This window comes from uncultured Shewanella sp., from assembly GCF_947495455.1.
GTDB lineage: Bacteria > Pseudomonadota > Gammaproteobacteria > Enterobacterales > Shewanellaceae > Shewanella.
Map to the genome: position 1 here is coordinate 39,485 of NZ_CANLZC010000025.1, position 19,247 is coordinate 58,731.

A 19,247-nucleotide genomic window follows, 5' to 3' on the forward strand; every position below is an offset into this window, starting at 1 on the left:
GCATGAGCGAAAGCAAAGTATTAAGATGTTTGAATACGCGCTTAGCTATAAAGACTTAAAACACCTATGACAAACAAACACCCTTTGAAAACCGTACCATTGATTTCGACCCTTGACGCCCTTGCGATTTCGGTAAACTACTCCCTTATGGATACGCTTAATTGCGATCCTGATGCATCAACAAACGGTGTCGACTTCGCCCCTAGGCAAGTTTTCTCAGGGCATTATGTTCCCATCAAGCCTACGCCAATTCAAAATCCAGAGTATGTGACCCATAGTAAAACCTTTTTTTCAGAGCTTGGTTTTGACGACGCTATGGCAGAGTCTGCCGATTTTATTCGTCTGTTTTCCGGAGATCTTTCTCAAGTACCTACGCCGATGCGTAAGGTCGGTTGGGCAACGGGGTATGCACTGTCCATTTACGGCACCGAGTATATTCAGCAGTGTCCCTTTGGCACTGGAAACGGCTATGGTGATGGCCGTGCGATTTCTGTGCTTGAGGCTGTGATTAAGGGGCAACGCTGGGAAATGCAATTAAAAGGTGGCGGCCCCACGCCATATTGTCGCGGTGCAGATGGCCGGGCTGTCTTGCGTTCAAGTATTCGCGAGTTTTTAGCTCAAGAGCATATGCACGCATTGGGCGTGCCCACCTCACGTTCGTTAAGTTTGTATGTATCAAAAACGGAGAAGGTCAAGCGGCCTTGGTATTCAGCAGGTTCGTACTCTAAGGATCCCGACATGATGATTTCGGAATCTGTTGCTATCTCGACTCGTGTGGCTCCCTCGTTTATTCGTGTTGGCCAATTGGAACTGTTTTCCCGCCGCGCCCGTCACAAGGCACACTCAAATGCGATGGAAGAACTTGAGAAGATTGTCCTGCACTTAATCGATCGTGAGTATGCTGATGTTATCGATAGCCAACTTGATCTTTCAGATAAAGTCATATTACTGGCACGGGAGTTCCAATACCGCTTGACTTCTCTGGTGGCGAATTGGATCCGCGTCGGTTTTTGCCAAGGCAATTTTAACAGTGATAATTGCGCAGCGGGGGGATTTACACTGGATTATGGTCCCTTTGGCTTTTGTGATGTGTTTAATCCCTATTATCAGCCTTGGACGGGTGGGGGTGAGCATTTCTCATTGATGAATCAACCTCAAGCGGCGCAGCGAAATTTTGATATGTTCTGCTCAGCTATGCGCCCTTTGCTCCTATCGATTTATGGTGACTCTCATGATAGTTTGCTCGCCCTCGATGAAATACAAGCGGGTTTTTCTCAAGTCATGTCCAGTGAAATGGACAAAATGTGGGCTGCTAAGTTGGGTTTCAGCCAAGTGCCGAACAAATCGCTTTTTAGCGCCTTACTCAGTGAACTCAAGGGGCTTATGATGCAAACACCTTTGGATTATACGATTTTCTTTCGCGAGCTATCATCAATCCCTAAGGATGTTGGCCCACTTAAAAAAAGCTTCTATGATGAGTTATACAATAACAGAAGGCAAGATACTGATCTCAAAGAGAGTAGCCTCAAAAAGAGTGGCCTCAAAGAGAGAGAGCAAGGTTGGAATGAGTGGCTGGTAAAATGGAAAATGCTTCTCAATAGTGATCGAGATATGCATGGGGCTTTCCCCCGTTCTACTGAAGCAGTCTCGCAGCAGATGAAGCGTATTAACCCCAAATATATTCTGCGAGAGTGGTTTGTTATGCCAGCTTATCAGCAAGCGGCTATGGGGAATTATGCCCTCGTTCGAGAACTGCAAGAGGTGATGAGCCAGCCCTATGCAGAGCATTCAAAAGAGGTAGAAGATAAATATTACCGATTGAAACCCCTTGAGTATTTTTCGGTGGGAGGATTGTCCCATTTGAGTTGTTCTTCGTGACACTTTGATTTCAAAAATAAAGGTGACTTTACTTTAGTCTGCGTGTCGGTCACTGACGCCAAAGTTGGCGTCAGTTATGATTGTGAGTTATTTCTTAAATAGGCTTTAAAATGAAAATCATATCAACCAATATTTCAAAAATAAAAACAGTCTTATATAACGGCAAAGAGGTGACAACAGGGATATTTAAGCAACCGATTGATGGCGAAGTGGCCATTGAGAAGCTCAATATTATGGGTGATGAACAAGCGGATCGTATTCATCATGGTGGTGAAGATAAAGCTGTTTATGCGTTTTCATTCCATCACTATGACTATTGGAAGCCTATTTTAAACAAGCGTCAGCTATCGAATGGCTCTTTTGGTGAAAATTTTACCATATCAAACCTTTTTGAAGAGAATATCCATATTGGCGATCAGCTTCGTATCGGCACAGCTTTACTTGAAGTGAGTCAACCAAGAGTGCCTTGCTATAAACTGGGTCTGGCGCTGGATAATAAGGATGTGGTTAAACTCTTCACAAAAAATTGCCGTACAGGTATTTATTTTCGAGTACTGGAACCTGGAATCGCCAAAACGGGGCATTCGGTACTCATTGAAAAAAAGTCGAGTCATGGTGTGACTATTAAGGATCTCTTTCAGGCTTATTTTGACAGGCATTATGTTGGCGCCGATGATGTCTTGACTGAAGCCTTAAGCTTGAGGGCTTTAGCACCTGAATGGAAAAAGAAAATAGAGAAAAGATTGTCTGCTATTTAACCTGAATTCGGGATAAGCAGCGCCGCTTAATAGCACTATTTCTGCCGCTATCTGTGTTGTGCTTTCTACTAATAGCCTGCTATTAGATACGAAATCACGCCTTGATATCGACAAAAATTGCAGTATTAAGCCAAGTTCGAAAATAAAGAATGACCCAATTTCATTCAATTTTTTGATATTAAGTGGGTTACCTAACATTTTTGACACTCATTATCCCGAGTTCAGGTTATTTAGTCATTAGCGGGAGCAATGAGAAGCCATCTCAAGGAGCCTATACCCGTGATACTTCAAGATGAATCCTGCAAATTGAAGTTTCACGGGTATATAATACCAATCTAAGTAAATAAGTGATCATTCAGCGGGAATTAGAAATGCGGTAGGTAAGGCGTCTGTTTGATGCTAATAGTTATTCTATATCGAAAATAGACAACGCAGCATAACGTATTTTTAAACCCGCACAGAGTGAGTCACTCAGGCATTTCACTTCTGTGTTGCATTAATTTGAAAGGGAATGACCCTTACTGCATCAATGCGCCTTGAATTGAAAAGCCTGAGTGGCTCTGAATGGTTCGTTTACTTACTTAGATTGGTATAAGATTATTTCAAAGGCGCTTGCGCGTTTAATTGTTGTCCTGTCACTGCAATTGAATCATCGCCCATTAAATAAAGATATGCGGGCATGATATCTTCTGGTGTCTTGAGGGTTTCAGGATTTTCTGCGGGGTAGGCGGTTGCTCGCATTTCTGTTCGAGTCGCGCCAGGATTGATGGTGTTGACGCGGATCTGGGTGTCTTCATATTCATGAGCCAGTAACTGCATTAAGCCTTCGGTGGCAAACTTGGATATTGAATATTCTCCCCAAAATGCGCGCCCTTTACGCCCCACACTGCTTGATGTCAATAAAATCGAGGCTCGAGGCGCTTTTTTCATTACAGGCAGTAAGGCTTTGGTCATCATGATCTTGGCATAGACATTGATCTGCATGACTTCTTCGATGGAACTCATAGAGATTTGTTCAAAAGGGCCTAATACACCCAGTATGCTTGCATTATGCAATAACCCATCTAAATGACCGAATTGTTCTTCTATGGTGTCAGCCATATCTTTGTAGTTTTGCTCAGTCGCACCTTTTAAATCAAGAGGGATAATTGCAGGTGTTGGGTAACCCGCTTGTTCTATTTCATCATAGACGGCTTCAAGTTTTTTTACGGTGCGCCCTAATAGTATGACGGTTGCGCCATGAGCGGCAAAAGTGATAGCTGCCGTGCGGCCAATACCGTCACCCGCACCTGTCACAAGAATGGTTTTATTTTTGAGTAAATCTTTTTTTGCTTGATATTCCAACATGGATCCATTTTTCCTAGTCAATCGAAAGCGGATGATATCGGCCATCATCGCTTAAATAAACACCTGTTTTAAACGTTTGAATAAGGTTGTCACAATCTAATACTAAAAGACAGTAACAAAAATGTAGCCAATTCAATGATTTTACGTTAAATTCTACATCTCTTTTACTGAGTATAAGATTGACTCGGTGCAATATAGCCATATGTTACAGAATTTTGTGGCTAATTTCCTTTGGAAAATAAAATTATTACAACAAGATTTGGGAACTCAGAATGAAAAAACTCATGTTAAGTGTCGCGATTGCGTCAACCTTTGGACTCACGGCTTGTGGAGAAGACAGCAAGGACGAAGTGACAGAAAAAACAGAAACCGTCCAGTCTAGCTCCAGTATTGTGTTTGATCTCGCAAATGCAGACTTCGCAGTGCCGAGTGATTTTGTCTTCAGTGGAACAACCGATGGCACATTAAATATGCCAAATGAAGATACGGGAGACTATACCGACCCATCAATTGCTTTGGGGGCATTAGATGGTTGGTCAACAACGGCACCTATTGCCATTAAGGTGAATTTAGAAAATGATGCCGACGGTAATCCACTCACTTTATCTGCCTCTTCTATCGCACAAGCAGGCGCAGTGCGTATGTTTAAAGCACAGGTCGGTGGTCCGTTATCACAAGATGCAGAATGTACTTCACTGCCGAGTATATCGGCGTGTAAAGTGGGTGATGAGTTGAAATACGGTGTCGATTTTGCAACCAGCGTATCCGGCGATCAAATTATCATAGTGCCGCTAAAACCTTTTGATGAGAAACAGTCTTATATCTATGCATTGACGAATTTAATTCAAGATTCTTCAGGGCAAGCGGTGGCCCCCTCAAAGACCTACAGCACGTTAAAAGTCGATATTGATGTCGAGCCGTTACCGGCGCTGACTCAGCTTGGTATGCAATACATTATTAACAGTTATGAAAAGGGCATGGCGGCAAGCCATAGTGTTGATAAAGACAGCATCATTTATTCTGCTTTGTTTACTACACAATCGGTTTCATCTGTGATTGAAACCACAAAGTTATTAATGGTTGACACTACAGAGGGTAATCCTTATCAACCACAACTATCTGATTTTACAGCCAAGGGCTATACCGTCGCGCAAGCATTAGGCTTAACTGAAGCGGCAGGGGAATCCTATCTGTTAGCGGATGCAACCGATGTGTACAGTATGTCGCTGAAATTGCCTATTTACAGCCAATGTTCATCGGCTCAATGTTTAGACAGTGAGTTAAACCCCGTCGTTAATGGGTATTGGACGGCCTTGGGAGATAGCCCGATCGCCGTGTTATCAGCCATTAAAGCGGGAACCTTAAGTCAAAGTAACTTTATTGCTCAGGCCAGTGCCTATGGTATCGATGGGATGGCGGCGTTAAGTAACCCAGCTTTGTTAGTGGGGAAAGCGTGGTTTTTAGATGATAAAAGCCCTGTGGATCCGGTTAAGCATTTAACTCAATACAATCCTGTGCCTGCCATTACGGCCTATGAAACGGTGAATGTGCAGATCACTCTGCCAAATGTTGAGAAAATGGCCGCGATTTATACCTTGCAAGGCAAAGGTGACTTTACTATGCCAGCCGCAGGTTGGCCAACCAGCATCATGATGCATGGTTTAGGTGGCGGTAAAGAGATGATGTTATCCATGGCGGGCAGCAATGCTTATGCCGGTTTGGCAACCGTTGCCATTGACATGCCATTGCATGGTGAGCGTTCATTTGATGTCAATGGTGATGGTATTTATGATGTCACCGCGACGGATAAAAGTTATGGCGCTGTTGTAGGCACACCTAATGCGTTTGAATATGGCAGTCCTTTGGCCTTTGTCAATGTGGCCAGCAGTTTAACGGCCCGTGACAATTTCCGCCAAGCCATTGTGGATCACTTAGCCTTGCGTTTGGGCTTAACAGGCCTTGCGATGGAGCTTGCCAGCAATGAACAAGCTCAACTTTTTGATGCGAATAACATTAGCCTGCAAGGATTAAGCCTTGGTGGCATAGTGGGTACCAATATGGCCGCTTATGCCAATTCAGGCATTGTTGATCCGGCAACGGGGCAAACAATCACAAATCCTTATGGATTAAATGCAGCCTCTGCCATTGCGCCATCAGGGGGACTCGCGGGCAGTTTTGTCGGCTCCGCCACCTTTGCACCTGAGCTATACAAAGCGGTGACAACGAATGAGACTTTTTTAGCCTTAGTTGAAGAAGCGAATGTCAATGGTTTTACTGAGGATACGCCTGAATATACTGCTGTTGTAAATGCTGTGTATGAAGCCTTTATTCCTACTTTTGCCTTTGCTGTACAAACTGCGGTTGACAGTATCGATCCGATTAACCTAGCTAAAACATTAGTGGCAACTGAGTTACCTGTTCAGCTGCTTGAAGTGGTGGGCGATGGCGCGAATAATCTAGCGGATCAAGTACTGCCAAATCAGGTAGAAGATTTTCCATTATCCGGTACTGAGCCTTTGATCAGTGCGCTAGGCCTAGAATGTGTTGATAGTGTTAAAAGCGGCTCAGGGGTTGTACGTTTTATTAAAGGGCATCACAGTTCAGTGGTGGATCCTTCTGAAAAAGCAGGCATTACTGACGGTTATGCGCTAGCGGCAACGGCTGAAATGCAAGCAGAAGTGGTCACTTTTGCCAGCAGTGCAGCCCAAGGGGAGGCAGCGATTGTGGTCACGAATGCTGATTTGGTGAAAGCGTGTAATTAGTTTCCAATAAAATAATTGAAAAACCCGGCATTGTCGGGTTTTTTTATTGTGGTTTAGGCTGTTACAATAGTGGCCTTGAGATCATTACCATAATGGTATATTTAAGTCATATGACAATTTGGTCTTTCGCTCACTTAGGTATATCGCTTTTTCGCAGGTTAATTCGGAGCATATAGTGGAATTTTTATACGAGTATGGGTTGTTTTTTGCTAAAACAATCACTTTAGTGATCGCTATTTTGGCGGTTGTATTGGTTATTTTAGGCACCGCCGTGAAGCAAAAAAGTGGTAAAGGCGAGTTAAGTTTGACCAATATGTCAGATGAGCTTAAAAAACTTAAGCATTATTTAAATGAAGATTTGATGTCTAAGAAGCAGTTTAAAGCTTATGAAAAGCAGCTGAAAGACACACAAAAAGAAAAGGAGAAGGCGGAAAAGTCAGAAAAAGAGCCTGCGATTGAGCCTAAAACCTTTGTGATTAATTTTAAAGGCAGTATCGATGCCCATGAAGTGAGCGCGCTACGTGAAGAGATCAGTGCTGTCTTAGCGGTTGCGACCGATAAAGATGAAGTGCTAGTCAATGTTGAAAGTGGTGGCGGTATGGTGCACGGTTATGGCTTAGCGGCCAGTCAACTGGATAGAATTCGACAAGCTGATATTCCGTTATCGATTTGTATCGATAAAGTGGCTGCCAGTGGCGGGTATATGATGGCCTGTGTGGCGAATAAAGTGTATGCTGCACCGTTTGCCATTGTTGGATCCATTGGTGTGATAGCCCAAGTACCTAACTTTAACCGATTATTGAAAAAGCATAAAATTGATTATGAGCAGCATACTGCTGGGGATTTTAAGCGAACATTAACGATTTTTGGTGAAAATACAGATGAAGCGCGTGAGAAGTTTAAAGAAGAGCTGCAAGAAACCCATGTGTTGTTTAAAACCTTTATTGCTAAATATCGCCCAGATCTGGATTTAGAGAAAGTGGCCACTGGTGAACATTGGTATGGACAACAAGCCATTGAACTTGGATTGATTGATGAAATTGCCACAAGTGATGATGTGATCATGAAGCTTGCTAATGAGCGCAGTGTCTTTAAAGTACAGTATAAATTGAAGAAAAAATTGTCAGACAAAATTGCCCATGGCGCGCAATTGACAGTGAATGCCATCATAAATCAATTTGCTGCAAAAGATCAGCCATTGAAATAATGGCTTTTCGTTAAAAACCACTTAATGAGTTAAGTGGTTTTTTGTGCCCGCCATTCGTCTAAATGCGATACTTAATAATATCAATAAAGGTAATAGGCTAGTTGTGCCTGAACTATCCCCTGAACTATCCAGAGTGTCATCTGTATTGCCTGTGTTGTTATCATCGCCGCTACCGTTATCAATCACTGGGGCTGAAGGGTTGGGGCTGGGATTAATTTCTATCGTTGGCGCTTGAGGCTCTGTGGGCGCCGTCGGGCCTGAGTCTTTGATGTCACCTATGATAGTGACTTTTTCAATATTACTGTCATTGACCAGTAATCCATAACGGGTCCCCACATTAAAATTAGCATAGTGAGCACTGGGTTGGATCTCAAGGCTGATGTGTTTCTGTGTTTCTCCTGATAAAAATACCACACGTTGATAAAGAGACTCAGGGTAGTGATAAGCCGCCACAGCAGTGCCTGATTGAGTGAATAATTCAACAGAAATAGTTTGTTTAAGGGGCTTAAGTTCGCCATTGTCATTGACTAATTGCAGAGTGATCTGTGTATCGCGTTGCTCATTTGATAGCTCACGTTGATCAATGGAGAGTTTGATATTGGCCAGCTTTGGCATAGTTGGAGAAAATTCACCTAAGTAAGCACTGTTATCAAAACCTGTTTTGTGGGGGATATTTTTCCCCTGTGTTAATTGCCCTAACCAGCTTAGATCGGTAATTGAAAGGGCAATGTTTGCCTCAAACGGGCTGCACATCAAGAGTGTCATCGATTGGCATACACTGGCACTAGGGTGTTCAAGGGCTAAGGTGTGGCCCAGTAAATGTGCCAGTACACTGGGCATTGCCATTAATGCTTGTGAATGTACGCTAAGTCCTGCTTGATAAAATCCATGGCCAAAAGGTTCAAGGCTGGTATCTTTTTCTTTTGTGATGAAAATCAGCTTATCAGCATAATATTGCTGTAAATAGGTTTTGGCTCTATTGTCACTGTGAAATTGTGTGCTTAACTCTTGATTTGTGATGGCTGACATTAAGCTATTTAGAGCTTGTGGGTAATGATCTCCTTGGCTTAATCTTTGGGAAACGGCATTATCTTCCCAGTCGAGGATCGCGACTAAGTGGTAATGAATATTGGCGAGTTGATATAGTGAATTGGCGGTATTGATTTGTTGGGTAAGGGCGGCTTGTAGGCTTTCACGCGTCAGCCTGTTAGGGTTATTTTTAGCAAAAACATCAGGTTCAACCACAACGAGTAAATCGATGGACTCTTTTGCTTGACTAAAAGATGATATGCTGAGTGAGGCAAGGAGTAGTATCGTTTTTAAGGTTTTGGTTAAATAAGCACAGAGCGTTAAGCCCTGTGCATGGGATGAATAGTAATGGAATGAATCGTATAAAAAGGGGCGATAAATGTGTCTGAAAAAAGGGTTGATGATAAGGACAAAGAGTGTCAGGGTATTCAGACTGTTCTGCTGCATGAGCATCCCTCTCAATAACGGCTGATTGATTGGCTGCGGTATGCTATTTAGCCAACCTTCCTTATGCTCAAGTATTGTTAAGGATGTCAGATTTTGCCATTAATTATCGAATGTATTAGGCATTATGTTTTATGAAATACTCAGATGTTTCTCCGCCAAGACCTATTAAAGCTGAACATTATCCTGATACTGAAAAGATCTATGTTGTGATGGCCAATTATGGTACTCATTTTCACTTTGCGTTATCTTATCATAAGGTTATTTAAAATAAGTAGGATGACAGTGGCAGCTTTTAAAATGCTGCAAACTGTCATATGCTTGCTGGTAGAGTACTTTTTTTATCTCTTCTTTGTGTAACGCACCTGCACACATGGTTTTATTCTGATACAAGAGACCTCTCACAGTATGATAAATTTGACTGTTACGGGCTCGCTTGCTCATTGCTTTCTGAGTTGAAAATTGGTCTCTGGCTCGTCTGATATAGTTTAAATCACACCCCTGATATTGTTCGAAAAAATAACGCTGAGTGTGGTCATTATAACTTCCTGCTACTATCTTATGGAAGCCGTTGGGTAACACCAGCGCCTTGGCAGAACTCGAAAAATGTTGGAGTGGATCATATGTCTTATTTTGTCTACCTCGAATGATAAACAAAATACACAGTAAATCTTTAATTAATCGAGGTAAGATAAAATCCAGTTGAGCGGCGTTAATAAGCGGCATCTCAAGGGTCGCTGGTTTACTAGGTGGATGATACACGTTAAAATTTCGTTTTGTGCCGTCACATGCTGCTTGAGTTTGTGCGTATAAGGCTCCAAAGAAGTCGACGTATTTTGATACTATTTTTCCTTTTCGATTGGTTCTTAAAGACGATGAAAAAAAGTTTGCGTCAAAGGTGTGATTGATTTTAGAAAAAAACGTCCAAAGAGAATGGAGTAATTTACAGAGATCATCATGATTTGTCTCTAACTTTCCCCAAAGGTCATCTGTGACACTGATAGAATAGTCAGCATTATCTTGTTGATTATAGCTACCAGCCAAAGGGGCTGGGCCAGGTGACATAAAAGCTGGCCGAGCTTCCCGATTATTGCTACTCGTCACAGGGCCAGGTGACATAAAATTGGGTCGTGCTACCGGTAGAGGTTTTTGAATCGGTGAGAATAAAGCGTTTCGATCTAGCATGCCTAAACCGCCCGTATTCAAGGTAGCATAACCTCTGTCTATGGCGCTCATGTTATCATCTTCATTCGATGGCTGTAATTCCTTACGGTCATCCAATGCATAATCATTGGGTGAATCTTGAATCGAATGATCAACATTGTCCCTTCGGTTATTGGCGTTATTGCTTGTCGTGACCATGAGTTCTGAGTCATTTTGTTGGTTTAATGGTAAACTGGCCTCAAGAGCGCTATCTTGTGTGATGATAATATTTTCCCCTGAGGGGTTTATGATTGACAATATAGTGACTCTTCCTTGTGAGGCTTCCACTTTCGGCTCTCTTTCTTTTAAGGCTCCTGCTTTTGAGAATTGATTAACTGAATAACAGTTCATGCTTATACAGCTGAAATCCACATAATAGTTGTTATTTCCCAATATATTTTGAATCAAATACATATAAAAGCGCCGCTGTTCCATTGATGATTTTTTATTCGCCACTTCATCATCATTACTCTTGCTGCTACGAATATAGTTATTATTGTCATTTTCTTTGATTTCATCTTTATCAGGCATGAGTAGGTTGTTCACATTAGTATCTAAATTAGCCTCAAATAAATCAGTGACTTGCACATAAGCTTGAAATTGATGAACATGAATAGGGTCAATAGTAGCCTCCTTAGATGAGGGATAAGGTACATTAGGCTTTTTACAATGATATACAAAAACCTCGTCTTGGTGATTTAACCTATGAGTGGCTTTGTCTTCGGCATATTGATGATAATAATTCAGGTCGTTATCGGACAGCGGGTGTGTTTTTACAAACGCTTCTCTGGTCTGTGTCGGTCTTGCATTGTTATACTTCTTATAATCCTTATAATCATCATCAAGTCGTTTCCTTACATACTTAGCAAAGAGAATATCGGTGAGTTCCTCTTGAGTGCCATAATAATAATCTTGATAATTTTTAAACCAACATTGACCAATCGCGCATACTTCAAGTGGCTCTTTATCTGAATATGTGCTAATGCTGCAACTACAGGCGCTTGCTTCAACCCTTATTGTCTGGTGTTGATCTGGCCAGTGGGGATTCGGTACCGATTTTTGATTTGGCTGTATCTGCCAAAATCTTAATTCATAATATTCATCGGTTGCAGATTGCTGCTTATTCAAGGCGCGAATTGTACGCTTTAATAATATAAAATTATATTTGCCAAAGTCTAACACGTGAGGAAAATTGGCCTGTGTCGTCTTCAATGCTCTATCATAATTCCGGTTTACTCTGGTTAAATACGCTTCATTACCATAATAGGTAACGTGTACTCGGTTGTTATCTCTGTGATCAACGATGCCATGCTTGTTTGTACTGTAGTTGGTACTTGGAATGTCATAAAATGCATATGAAGCACAGTCATTCACATTTAGTTTTTTTGGCATTATAGCCTCGGTTTTCTTTGCTACCTATCAATTAATTATAATTTGCTCTATTTTTTATGCCAGAAAGCAATACAGTTATTGGATTAGTTATCTCAAATTTCATTGATATCATGTCTGTAACGTTTTTGAGTATTAATGGGCTTTAGTTGATTTAATCTGTGTTTGGCTTAAGAAATGGGCGTTGTTGATCGCTTTGACATTTGCATAAGCTTTATCCAGCTGTACATTTAACTGCACAGTGATAATGTTCCGTTTGTGAGCGCTTCATGCCGATATATTCACCGTTTCTGATAGTGATTTATCGTGGTTGCCGTATTGACTGTCCAGTGTTTCAATTTTCCGTTTTGGTTTGTTGGCTAATACTTGAATAATTGGGGCTACGCAGAGGGAGATTCATCAATGCAAAAATGGAATGAATAAAAATTTGTTTGGAATTGCGGTGGTGTGACTGATGGAAAGTGATAATAATAGTCATAACCTCACTTTCGGTCATCCATCTGGAGCAGTGCTTTTTTCTGCTTTCATATTCAATATTTGTTTTCCCAACTAATTCATTTTTATTCCGAATCGGGAAGGTAAAAATGAACATCCTTGTTCATTTAGGCTTACATTCGTGAGAATGGATTAGTCTGTGATGCCATTCTCTTGACGGAATTGGATTTCTTCATCAGACATGACCCAGTTAGGATCGTTGACATCGATTGCATTGATGTTCACTCCTATGTCACTCATGTTGACTTCTGTATCATCACTGGCATCAGATACACTGGTTAAACTTGAAGACAGTGAGGAAATGCTACTGCTACTTGAGGTATCGTAATCTCCCCAATCAGCTTGGTAGTCATCAAAAATGGTATAAGTACCATCATCGTTGACAACACCAATATTTAGCCATGCTGTAAAGGTATCGATTGCCGTCGCATCATCTACCTGACCTTCCACTTCAAAAGTTGCGCCATCATATTCGTTCATGTAGGTGATAGTATATGGGAAAGACGCAGTGCTCGAATATACCGTGGTTTTCATGGCATAAATGGAGCCAGCAGGTACTGCTAATGTATCAGTATCAGTATAAGAGGTGGAAGTTGATGATGTGGATGTTTCGCCTACGGTTTCAGAAAACGAATCAGTAACTGAGTAATCCCATTTCGCTGAAACAGATGCGATACCCGCATATTTGACTTCATAGGAGACAGACACACCCATGGTTAAACTCATACCTGCTGTATAAGTATAACTATCAGTCGAGCTTTCGGTTTTAGTATAATTTGTACTTAGCGTCTTACTTTGCTCGATTTCCGTTCCATTTGCAGCCACACTTGTGGCGATAAAGGCTTGTTCTGCCGAGCCTACTGTGACATCATCGTCAAATTCAATACCTTGGTACTCTAATTTCAATCCTTTACCTGAAATAATACCTAAGCTATTGATATAATTGTCATAGGTACCGTAAAAGCCAAACAGTGCCCAGTTATCACTGGTGTCTTCTGATAATGACCAGCTGGTGGTAGTGGATGAGGATAATACAGAGGAAGTATCGCCAAAGGTATAGGTATTGCCTTCACTGGTATTAAAGGTCATCGCGACAATTCTGTCATCGTCGTCACTGCCTGAGTAAGTGAATGAACCACTAGTGATATATTCATTGGTATCTAATGTGATAGTGGTGGAGTTAGTCAGCTCTCCGCCTATCTGGCTGGAGCCGCCATATAAATAATCGACTTTCATGCCGATGATTTCACCTGTAGACGAAGAAGAGAATAAACGAGAATCATAAACTGTAATAGAGGTAATTTGATCACCTGCAACTTCATTCGCGGCTTCGGTATAAGTATTAAAATCTGTGCCTGTGGTATTGCCTACACTCCAACTGGAGGTTTCAGACTCTAGATAATCTTCTACAGTTGAATCGTTATCGGCGCTAGCATAGTGAGGCATAAAAAGCGCACTGGTTAGCAGTGCGATTGTGGTCATTTTTCTCATATCATCGTTCTCCAAGGTGTAACATTCATGATATTTTTTTAGTGAATAGAATTTCGACTTTTTTATTCTTATAAAAAAATATAAATAAGAGTTAAGGTGGAATAATTACCTAGTTTATTTCCATTAATAATATTTTGGCTTAATTAATTAACTTGGTTCTATAATAATCTTTATACTCATTAACGTTTGGTAAATTTGAATTGAAATTATCAATGAATATTCAAAGCCGCAATTAAAATGATGAAGTAAATATGAATGTTTATATATCAAGACTGCTTTATTAACATTTGCTGAAATATTTCCCATGCGGTTAATGGTGGTTAATGCTATAATCTGCTAGTGTTTTGGTTATTTATTTTGTGTTATTGGTTTTGTGCTGGTTTTTAATGCTGAGTTTTGGGTTTGTATGTTTAAGTAAATCTTTATAGAGAAGGTTTTGTTCTAAATTGAAAATATACTGTTTCAGTTTAACTTTATGTTTAATAATATTTTTTTATTTATCTGTTTATTTTGAATTCAGTTTGATTAATTGATTAAGGGTGTCGAGGGTTAGACTTTTGTCTATATCGTTTGTGTTTGCAGAGGGAGTTTTTAATTAATTGTATACTGACATTCATTTACTAAATAGTTCATCATCCTTATTTGCCACTTTATTTAACAAAGGTTAATTCTCACTATGACGATACCTAAGTGTATTTTTTTATAGAGTGTTTATTGCGAGTTTATGTCAGGCGCAGGTTATAAGTTATTTACTCGGTAAACATACGGATCATGTATGCGAGAAAGCCATAATTGGTTTAAAAATATTCATGTGGATGCTCTAGGTTAATGCTAGGGGGGATTAACGAAAATGAATGATTGAAATGCATGCTGGTTTTGATTTTTAAATAATCATAGGAATAAGGATTATTTTGTCTCTATTTGTATTGGTTATTTTTGTGTTGGTTATTTTGAAAATTATCAAAACAAAGTCAAACTTTTGAGTATTTTTTGCGTGTTTTTTTTGTGACTTACAGGCACAGCAAGGCTTGCGATTACTCGCTTGTATTTGTAGGGATGCTCATTATTTGACATTTTGCCTATTTAACTATCTACTATTTACCCAATAAATCAGACTTATTTGTTAATCATTTGTCACTAACGTCGGTTAATTATTACTTTATCAATTGTTAGCTTATCAGTGGTTAGCTATCAGGGATAAGTGCTAAATGATACTGACTGATGACTCTATGCTTAGCAAGCCCATGATGAAACCTATGATTACGCTAATAATGAACCCTATGATATTAGCGGTAAACAAGCCATAAGGATAAGAATAATGATAATGGACATGCCTCAACATATTGAAAACCTTGATTTGACTCAAGCTCTACCTCAGCCCAGCGAAGTGGTCAGCATTACCCTTTCAACCCAAGCGCTCAGCCCCGCCGATTTACTGGTGAGTCTGCACAATGCGCAAGCCCATACTCAAGCCAATGCTCAAGCCAGTGCCCAAGCAACATCAAGTATCAGCCAAGCCTTGTCAAAGGCCATCGCCCTCGGCCCCCTAAGTGTGAGTATTCCAGCGCCAGTGATATTAGGCAATGGTAGTGGTAATGAGCCACCAAGTAGTGAAGTGAATCTTGCTTTACTGGGTGGCGGGAATGGCTTTGAAATTAAGCCTTTAGGTAGTGGTAGTGGTACAGAGCCGAGTAAGGAAAATAGTCACTTTGCTTTATTAGGCAGTGGTGATGGCGTTGAGCTGGGTTTACCAGTGCCTATGGGGGGAGGGACTCAACCCACTAGGCCTAATGAGAATGTGAATCTTGCTTTATTGAATGGTGAAGAAGGATGGTTGTCGCCGTTACCTTTGGGTGGTGGTGGTGGTGGGAACCCTACAAGACCAAAAGAGAACATTCAGTCTTCTGTTACTTTGAGTTAGGGGTTAAGCATGGATGTGTTGTTTGTGGTACTCATTGGCCTTGGCTTGATCAGTTCGGGAGTGATTTACTTTGCTAAGCACAAGCCGCTGTTATGGTTAGGGGCCTTTGTGACAGCAGGTAGTTTGTGTGTGTTGTTCCTTATTGCGGGTTTGTTTAAAGAGTGGGCGTGGATGGGAAATATTGGTTTAGGCGTGGCATTGGTGATGAGCTTATTGATGTGTCGGCGTTTTCCAAATATGGCTTACTTATTAGCAATACCTACTGTGATGAAATTGATAGATGTATTATGGTTATATGATGTCTTATTAACTCAAGTACCTATATGGGCATATTATTTTAGCTATATTGGTTATGACCTATTAGTGATGGCCTTGATTTGGTATCGCGGCCCTATTGCTCAAGCATTAAGGCTAAAGGTGCATTATCAGCGTTTCGCTCAAGAGTATTTATTGTTAGGTGTATATGGTTTGTTTGTATTGACGAACCTCATGACTGGGATTGAAGAGTTGATCTACCAAGGGGCATTAGGTAGTGCTTTTGCTGATTTGAAGCCTGCGTTTTTTTATGATTTATATGGCTTTATTTATATTCCATTGAACATTGCTGAGATGGCGGTATTAGTCGTGATCAGTTATTTTGCAGTAAAGGCGGGGATGAGCCAAAAACAAAGAATTAAGGGAGTAAGGCTGTGACAGAATTGGATGATATACGCACAAGTTTTGACTTGACTGAGACTCAATTGGCCGAGGTGATGCAAGTGAGTGAAGCTGAGGTGCAGCAGTGGCAAGCGGGTGTGAGCGAGCCGCGTGTGAGTAGCATGTTTAAGTTAATGGACTTTATGCGTAAGCGCTATTTAAACCATGACTGGACAGAGGATAACTTTATGTTGGGGCGGGATGATCAGCCTGCCTTTAATCCCGATAGTGAAGACAATGCGGCTATGCCTGAGTCAATGCCTGAATTAGACCAAGAAGAAAACGAGAAAGTGCGCACTAAGCTTAATCAAGTGAGCTCAGTAACTAACATGTTATTGCTGGCGACGGATGAAAGAGAGCTGCATTACGGTAGCCTAAGCTTTATGTCAGACGCGCTATTAGAGATGAAACAGATTTTAAAAACTTGATTGGTTGATTGAGTGAGTCCGCTTTTATTAATACAAAAAAGTGTGAGCAGTTTGCTCACACTTTTTTTTGTTTGAAATTAAGCAAAGACAGTCCGCTAAAAGCCAAGATTGGCTGACTGTGTATTGTTTATTGATATAAGATTAATCCGTGATCCCATTTTCTTGACGAAACTGGATTTCATCATCTGACATTATCCAATTTGAGTTTTCTTCATCTAGGCTAGTGATATTAATGTTTAATTCACTGAGGGTTGCTGTGGTCGCTCCGCTATCATCAATACTTGTGCTGCTTGAATCACTACTGAGTAATGCGCTGGTGGAGCTTGTGCTTGGTACTATGTCGCCATAATCATCGGTATAGTTAGGGTCTAAATAGTAGGTACCATCGTCTTTAACATAGCCAATTTCTAACCATTCATTGTAGCTACTCACAGCAGTGGCATTTTCTATACTGCCTTTGACGGTAAATTCAGCATTATCCCAAGGGTTAGTGTATGTGATTGTATAGGGAAAAGAAGCGGTACTGGAATACACGACTCTTCTCATGGCATAAATACTCTTTGCGGGAATATTCATGGTTGCGGAGTCAGTATAAGATGTTGAAGAGGATTCGGTTTCACTGCTACCTACAGTTTCAGAGTAGGCGAGAGCAATAGAATAGGAGTATTCCCATTTTTCCGATACAGAAACAATAGCGTCTGTTTTTGCTTCTGTACTAACAGAGATCCCCATGGTTTCGCTGATCCCAGCTGTTGATGAATAGCTATCAGTTGAGCTGTCTGTTTTGCTATAGGTCACGCTAACTTGGGTTGATTGCTCAGCGCTAGTGGCATTGATACCGACACTGTCTGCTAAAAAAGCATTGGTTGCAGAGCCAAGGGTAACGTTATCATCAAATTCAATGCCTGAGTATTCCAGCTCCAAAGGATAGCCGTAGACTAAGCTAATACTGTTAAGCGCTGAACCATCACTGGTGCCTTTAAAGCCCATGATAACATAACCGTAAACTTCACCACTGTAGGATTCATACATGGTAAAGCCACTGCCTGCGACGTCACCACTGGTTTTGCCTAAATCATAGCTATTGCCTTCACTGGTATTGAAGATAAAACCACTGACAAAGCTATCATCATCAAAGGTTCGATACAGTGAGCCTGATGTGATGTACTCATTAGGTGCTAATGTGATGCTAGTTGCAGTACTTGAATCACTCCCTGCCAGTACTGAATCACCGTATAAATAGTCGACTTTAAGTCCTGTCAAATAATGACCATTATAATAAATGGTTAAGCCTGAAATTTTATTGCCAGGAATATCATCAAGGGCTGTACTGGTATCATATTCATTGCCGCTGGGATTACCGACAATCATTCCAGAATAATTTACATTCAAATAATCTGTGACATCATTATCGGCATAGGCGTAGGAAAAGATAGATATTACGAGTGAGCAACTAAAGGCTATAATGGGGATGTTTCTCATATTTTTTTATTCTCCATTTTTTTATTATTAAATTAAAGAGTCGATTTTTATGTAATTAAATTTAAGCTTGTTATGTGTCAACTTTAATCTGTTTTTATTTTTTAGAGTAAATTATCAACTTCAAAAACAGGGAGCAAACACTGAGGCAATATTTGAATGGAATTTTGATAATTATTTGTTGCTCGTTAACAATATCATTTTCTATATAAGTTAACATGAGGAATATTATTTAAAAATACTAATGATTTATGTTTGTATTGACGTTTGCTTACAGTGTGATTTTATTTTTAAATTTCTACGTTAAGATATTTTTATTATTGAGAATGGCAGTATTTCAATTGTTTTATATGGTTTTTTATTCTTTTAAATATGATGATGACCTTATGTTAATTGAATGGTTAGAATACAATCATAAGATCACTAAATGAATAGGGTGAACGCTTCCTCTTGAGCTTACCCTCATGTTTTATTTTGTTAATAATAAAAATATGAACCTTCTATTAATATTTACTAGTCGGGGGAGAATGTTAAACTTTGATGGGATTACACTTATTTACAGTACAAAAAAACACCACAAAAAAGACCTTGTATTAACATTTACTGTTGAAAAATGGCGATGTGATAAAAAAGTGGCTGAGCACTTAAAGATCCCCTCATATTTTTATTCTAAATAATCCCGAAGACATTGCGATAAATAAGATGGTTCTTCATATAACG

13 protein-coding genes are annotated in these 19,247 nt (G+C 40.4%); 8 read left to right on the forward strand and 5 right to left on the reverse strand.

The window, feature by feature from the left end:
- The first annotated feature begins 66 nt into the window (after nucleotides 1–66).
- Nucleotides 67–1,878, forward strand: coding sequence for a protein adenylyltransferase SelO family protein (locus tag Q0791_RS09155; RefSeq protein WP_299005139.1), 1,812 nt, complete (start codon nucleotides 67–69; stop codon nucleotides 1,876–1,878).
- Between the two features lie 110 nt (nucleotides 1,879–1,988).
- Entirely contained in the window at nucleotides 1,989–2,636 is a 648-nt protein-coding gene (locus tag Q0791_RS09160; protein ID WP_299005141.1) for an MOSC domain-containing protein, read from the forward strand.
- Nucleotides 2,637–3,233: 597 nt separating this feature from the next.
- Here the strand turns inward: Q0791_RS09160 and Q0791_RS09165 are convergent.
- Entirely contained in the window at nucleotides 3,234–3,983 is a 750-nt protein-coding gene (locus Q0791_RS09165; RefSeq protein ID WP_299005143.1) for a YciK family oxidoreductase, read from the reverse strand.
- Nucleotides 3,984–4,255: 272 nt separating this feature from the next.
- On the opposite strand from Q0791_RS09165, the gene Q0791_RS09170 reads away from it, so the two are divergent.
- Together Q0791_RS09170 and sohB are read left to right on the forward strand one after the other, a co-directional pair.
- On the forward strand, nucleotides 4,256–6,745 hold the full coding sequence (locus Q0791_RS09170) for a VolA/Pla-1 family phospholipase (RefSeq protein WP_299005146.1): 2,490 nt from the start codon (nucleotides 4,256–4,258) through the stop codon (nucleotides 6,743–6,745).
- Nucleotides 6,746–6,920: 175 nt separating this feature from the next.
- Nucleotides 6,921–7,952: a protease SohB gene (sohB, locus tag Q0791_RS09175; RefSeq protein ID WP_299005148.1), complete on the forward strand. Its 1,032-nt coding sequence runs from the start codon at nucleotides 6,921–6,923 to the stop codon at nucleotides 7,950–7,952.
- 21 nt (nucleotides 7,953–7,973) lie between these two features.
- On the opposite strand, the gene Q0791_RS09180 is transcribed toward sohB, so the two are convergent.
- Nucleotides 7,974–9,428 carry an SVAGG family GlyGly-CTERM protein gene (locus tag Q0791_RS09180; protein ID WP_299005150.1) on the reverse strand — a complete coding sequence of 485 codons (1,455 nt, stop codon included), beginning with the start codon at nucleotides 9,426–9,428 and terminating at the stop codon, nucleotides 7,974–7,976.
- Between the two features lie 131 nt (nucleotides 9,429–9,559).
- Between Q0791_RS09180 and Q0791_RS09185 the strand changes: the two genes are divergently transcribed.
- On the forward strand, nucleotides 9,560–9,694 hold the full coding sequence (locus Q0791_RS09185) for a hypothetical protein (RefSeq protein WP_299005153.1): 135 nt from the start codon (nucleotides 9,560–9,562) through the stop codon (nucleotides 9,692–9,694).
- On the opposite strand, the gene Q0791_RS09190 is transcribed toward Q0791_RS09185, so the two are convergent.
- Nucleotides 9,687–12,020 (reverse strand): hypothetical protein, encoded by a 2,334-nt coding sequence (locus Q0791_RS09190; protein ID WP_299005157.1) that lies wholly within the window; start codon nucleotides 12,018–12,020, stop codon nucleotides 9,687–9,689. The two genes, Q0791_RS09185 and Q0791_RS09190, sit on opposite strands and share 8 nt — an antisense overlap.
- A 624-nt stretch (nucleotides 12,021–12,644) precedes the next feature.
- Complete coding sequence (locus Q0791_RS09195; protein WP_299005159.1) at nucleotides 12,645–14,003, reverse strand: jacalin-like lectin; 1,359 nt, start codon at nucleotides 14,001–14,003, stop codon at nucleotides 12,645–12,647.
- A 1,318-nt stretch (nucleotides 14,004–15,321) separates the two neighbouring features.
- Between Q0791_RS09195 and Q0791_RS09200 the strand changes: the two genes are divergently transcribed.
- The 3 genes from Q0791_RS09200 to Q0791_RS09210 are packed head-to-tail and all read left to right on the forward strand — an operon-like array spanning nucleotide 15,322 to nucleotide 17,048.
- Entirely contained in the window at nucleotides 15,322–15,924 is a 603-nt protein-coding gene (locus Q0791_RS09200; protein WP_299005161.1) for a hypothetical protein, read from the forward strand.
- Between the two features lie 9 nt (nucleotides 15,925–15,933).
- On the forward strand, nucleotides 15,934–16,617 hold the full coding sequence (locus Q0791_RS09205) for a hypothetical protein (protein WP_299005163.1): 684 nt from the start codon (nucleotides 15,934–15,936) through the stop codon (nucleotides 16,615–16,617).
- Nucleotides 16,614–17,048, forward strand: a complete 435-nt coding sequence (locus Q0791_RS09210) for a hypothetical protein (protein WP_299005165.1) — start codon at nucleotides 16,614–16,616, stop codon at nucleotides 17,046–17,048. The genes Q0791_RS09205 and Q0791_RS09210 overlap by 4 nt, the downstream gene beginning before the upstream one ends.
- A 141-nt stretch (nucleotides 17,049–17,189) precedes the next feature.
- Here Q0791_RS09210 and Q0791_RS09215 read toward each other — a convergent pair whose 3' ends face one another.
- Nucleotides 17,190–18,530, reverse strand: coding sequence for a hypothetical protein (locus tag Q0791_RS09215; RefSeq protein WP_299005166.1), 1,341 nt, complete (start codon nucleotides 18,528–18,530; stop codon nucleotides 17,190–17,192).
- Between the last annotated feature and the right edge of the window lie 717 nt (nucleotides 18,531–19,247).

Coding starts and splice junctions, on each gene's coding strand:
- Q0791_RS09155 (WP_299005139.1), top strand. CDS start 67: ATGACAAACAAACACCCTTTGAAAACCGTACCATTGATTTCGACCCTT.
- Q0791_RS09160 (WP_299005141.1), top strand. CDS start 1,989: ATGAAAATCATATCAACCAATATTTCAAAAATAAAAACAGTCTTATAT.
- Q0791_RS09165 (WP_299005143.1), bottom strand. CDS start 3,983: ATGTTGGAATATCAAGCAAAAAAAGATTTACTCAAAAATAAAACCATT.
- Q0791_RS09170 (WP_299005146.1), top strand. CDS start 4,256: ATGAAAAAACTCATGTTAAGTGTCGCGATTGCGTCAACCTTTGGACTC.
- Q0791_RS09180 (WP_299005150.1), bottom strand. CDS start 9,428: ATGCAGCAGAACAGTCTGAATACCCTGACACTCTTTGTCCTTATCATC.
- Q0791_RS09185 (WP_299005153.1), top strand. CDS start 9,560: ATGAAATACTCAGATGTTTCTCCGCCAAGACCTATTAAAGCTGAACAT.
- Q0791_RS09190 (WP_299005157.1), bottom strand. CDS start 12,020: ATGCCAAAAAAACTAAATGTGAATGACTGTGCTTCATATGCATTTTAT.
- Q0791_RS09195 (WP_299005159.1), bottom strand. CDS start 14,003: ATGAGAAAAATGACCACAATCGCACTGCTAACCAGTGCGCTTTTTATG.
- Q0791_RS09200 (WP_299005161.1), top strand. CDS start 15,322: ATGATAATGGACATGCCTCAACATATTGAAAACCTTGATTTGACTCAA.
- Q0791_RS09205 (WP_299005163.1), top strand. CDS start 15,934: ATGGATGTGTTGTTTGTGGTACTCATTGGCCTTGGCTTGATCAGTTCG.
- Q0791_RS09215 (WP_299005166.1), bottom strand. CDS start 18,530: ATGAGAAACATCCCCATTATAGCCTTTAGTTGCTCACTCGTAATATCT.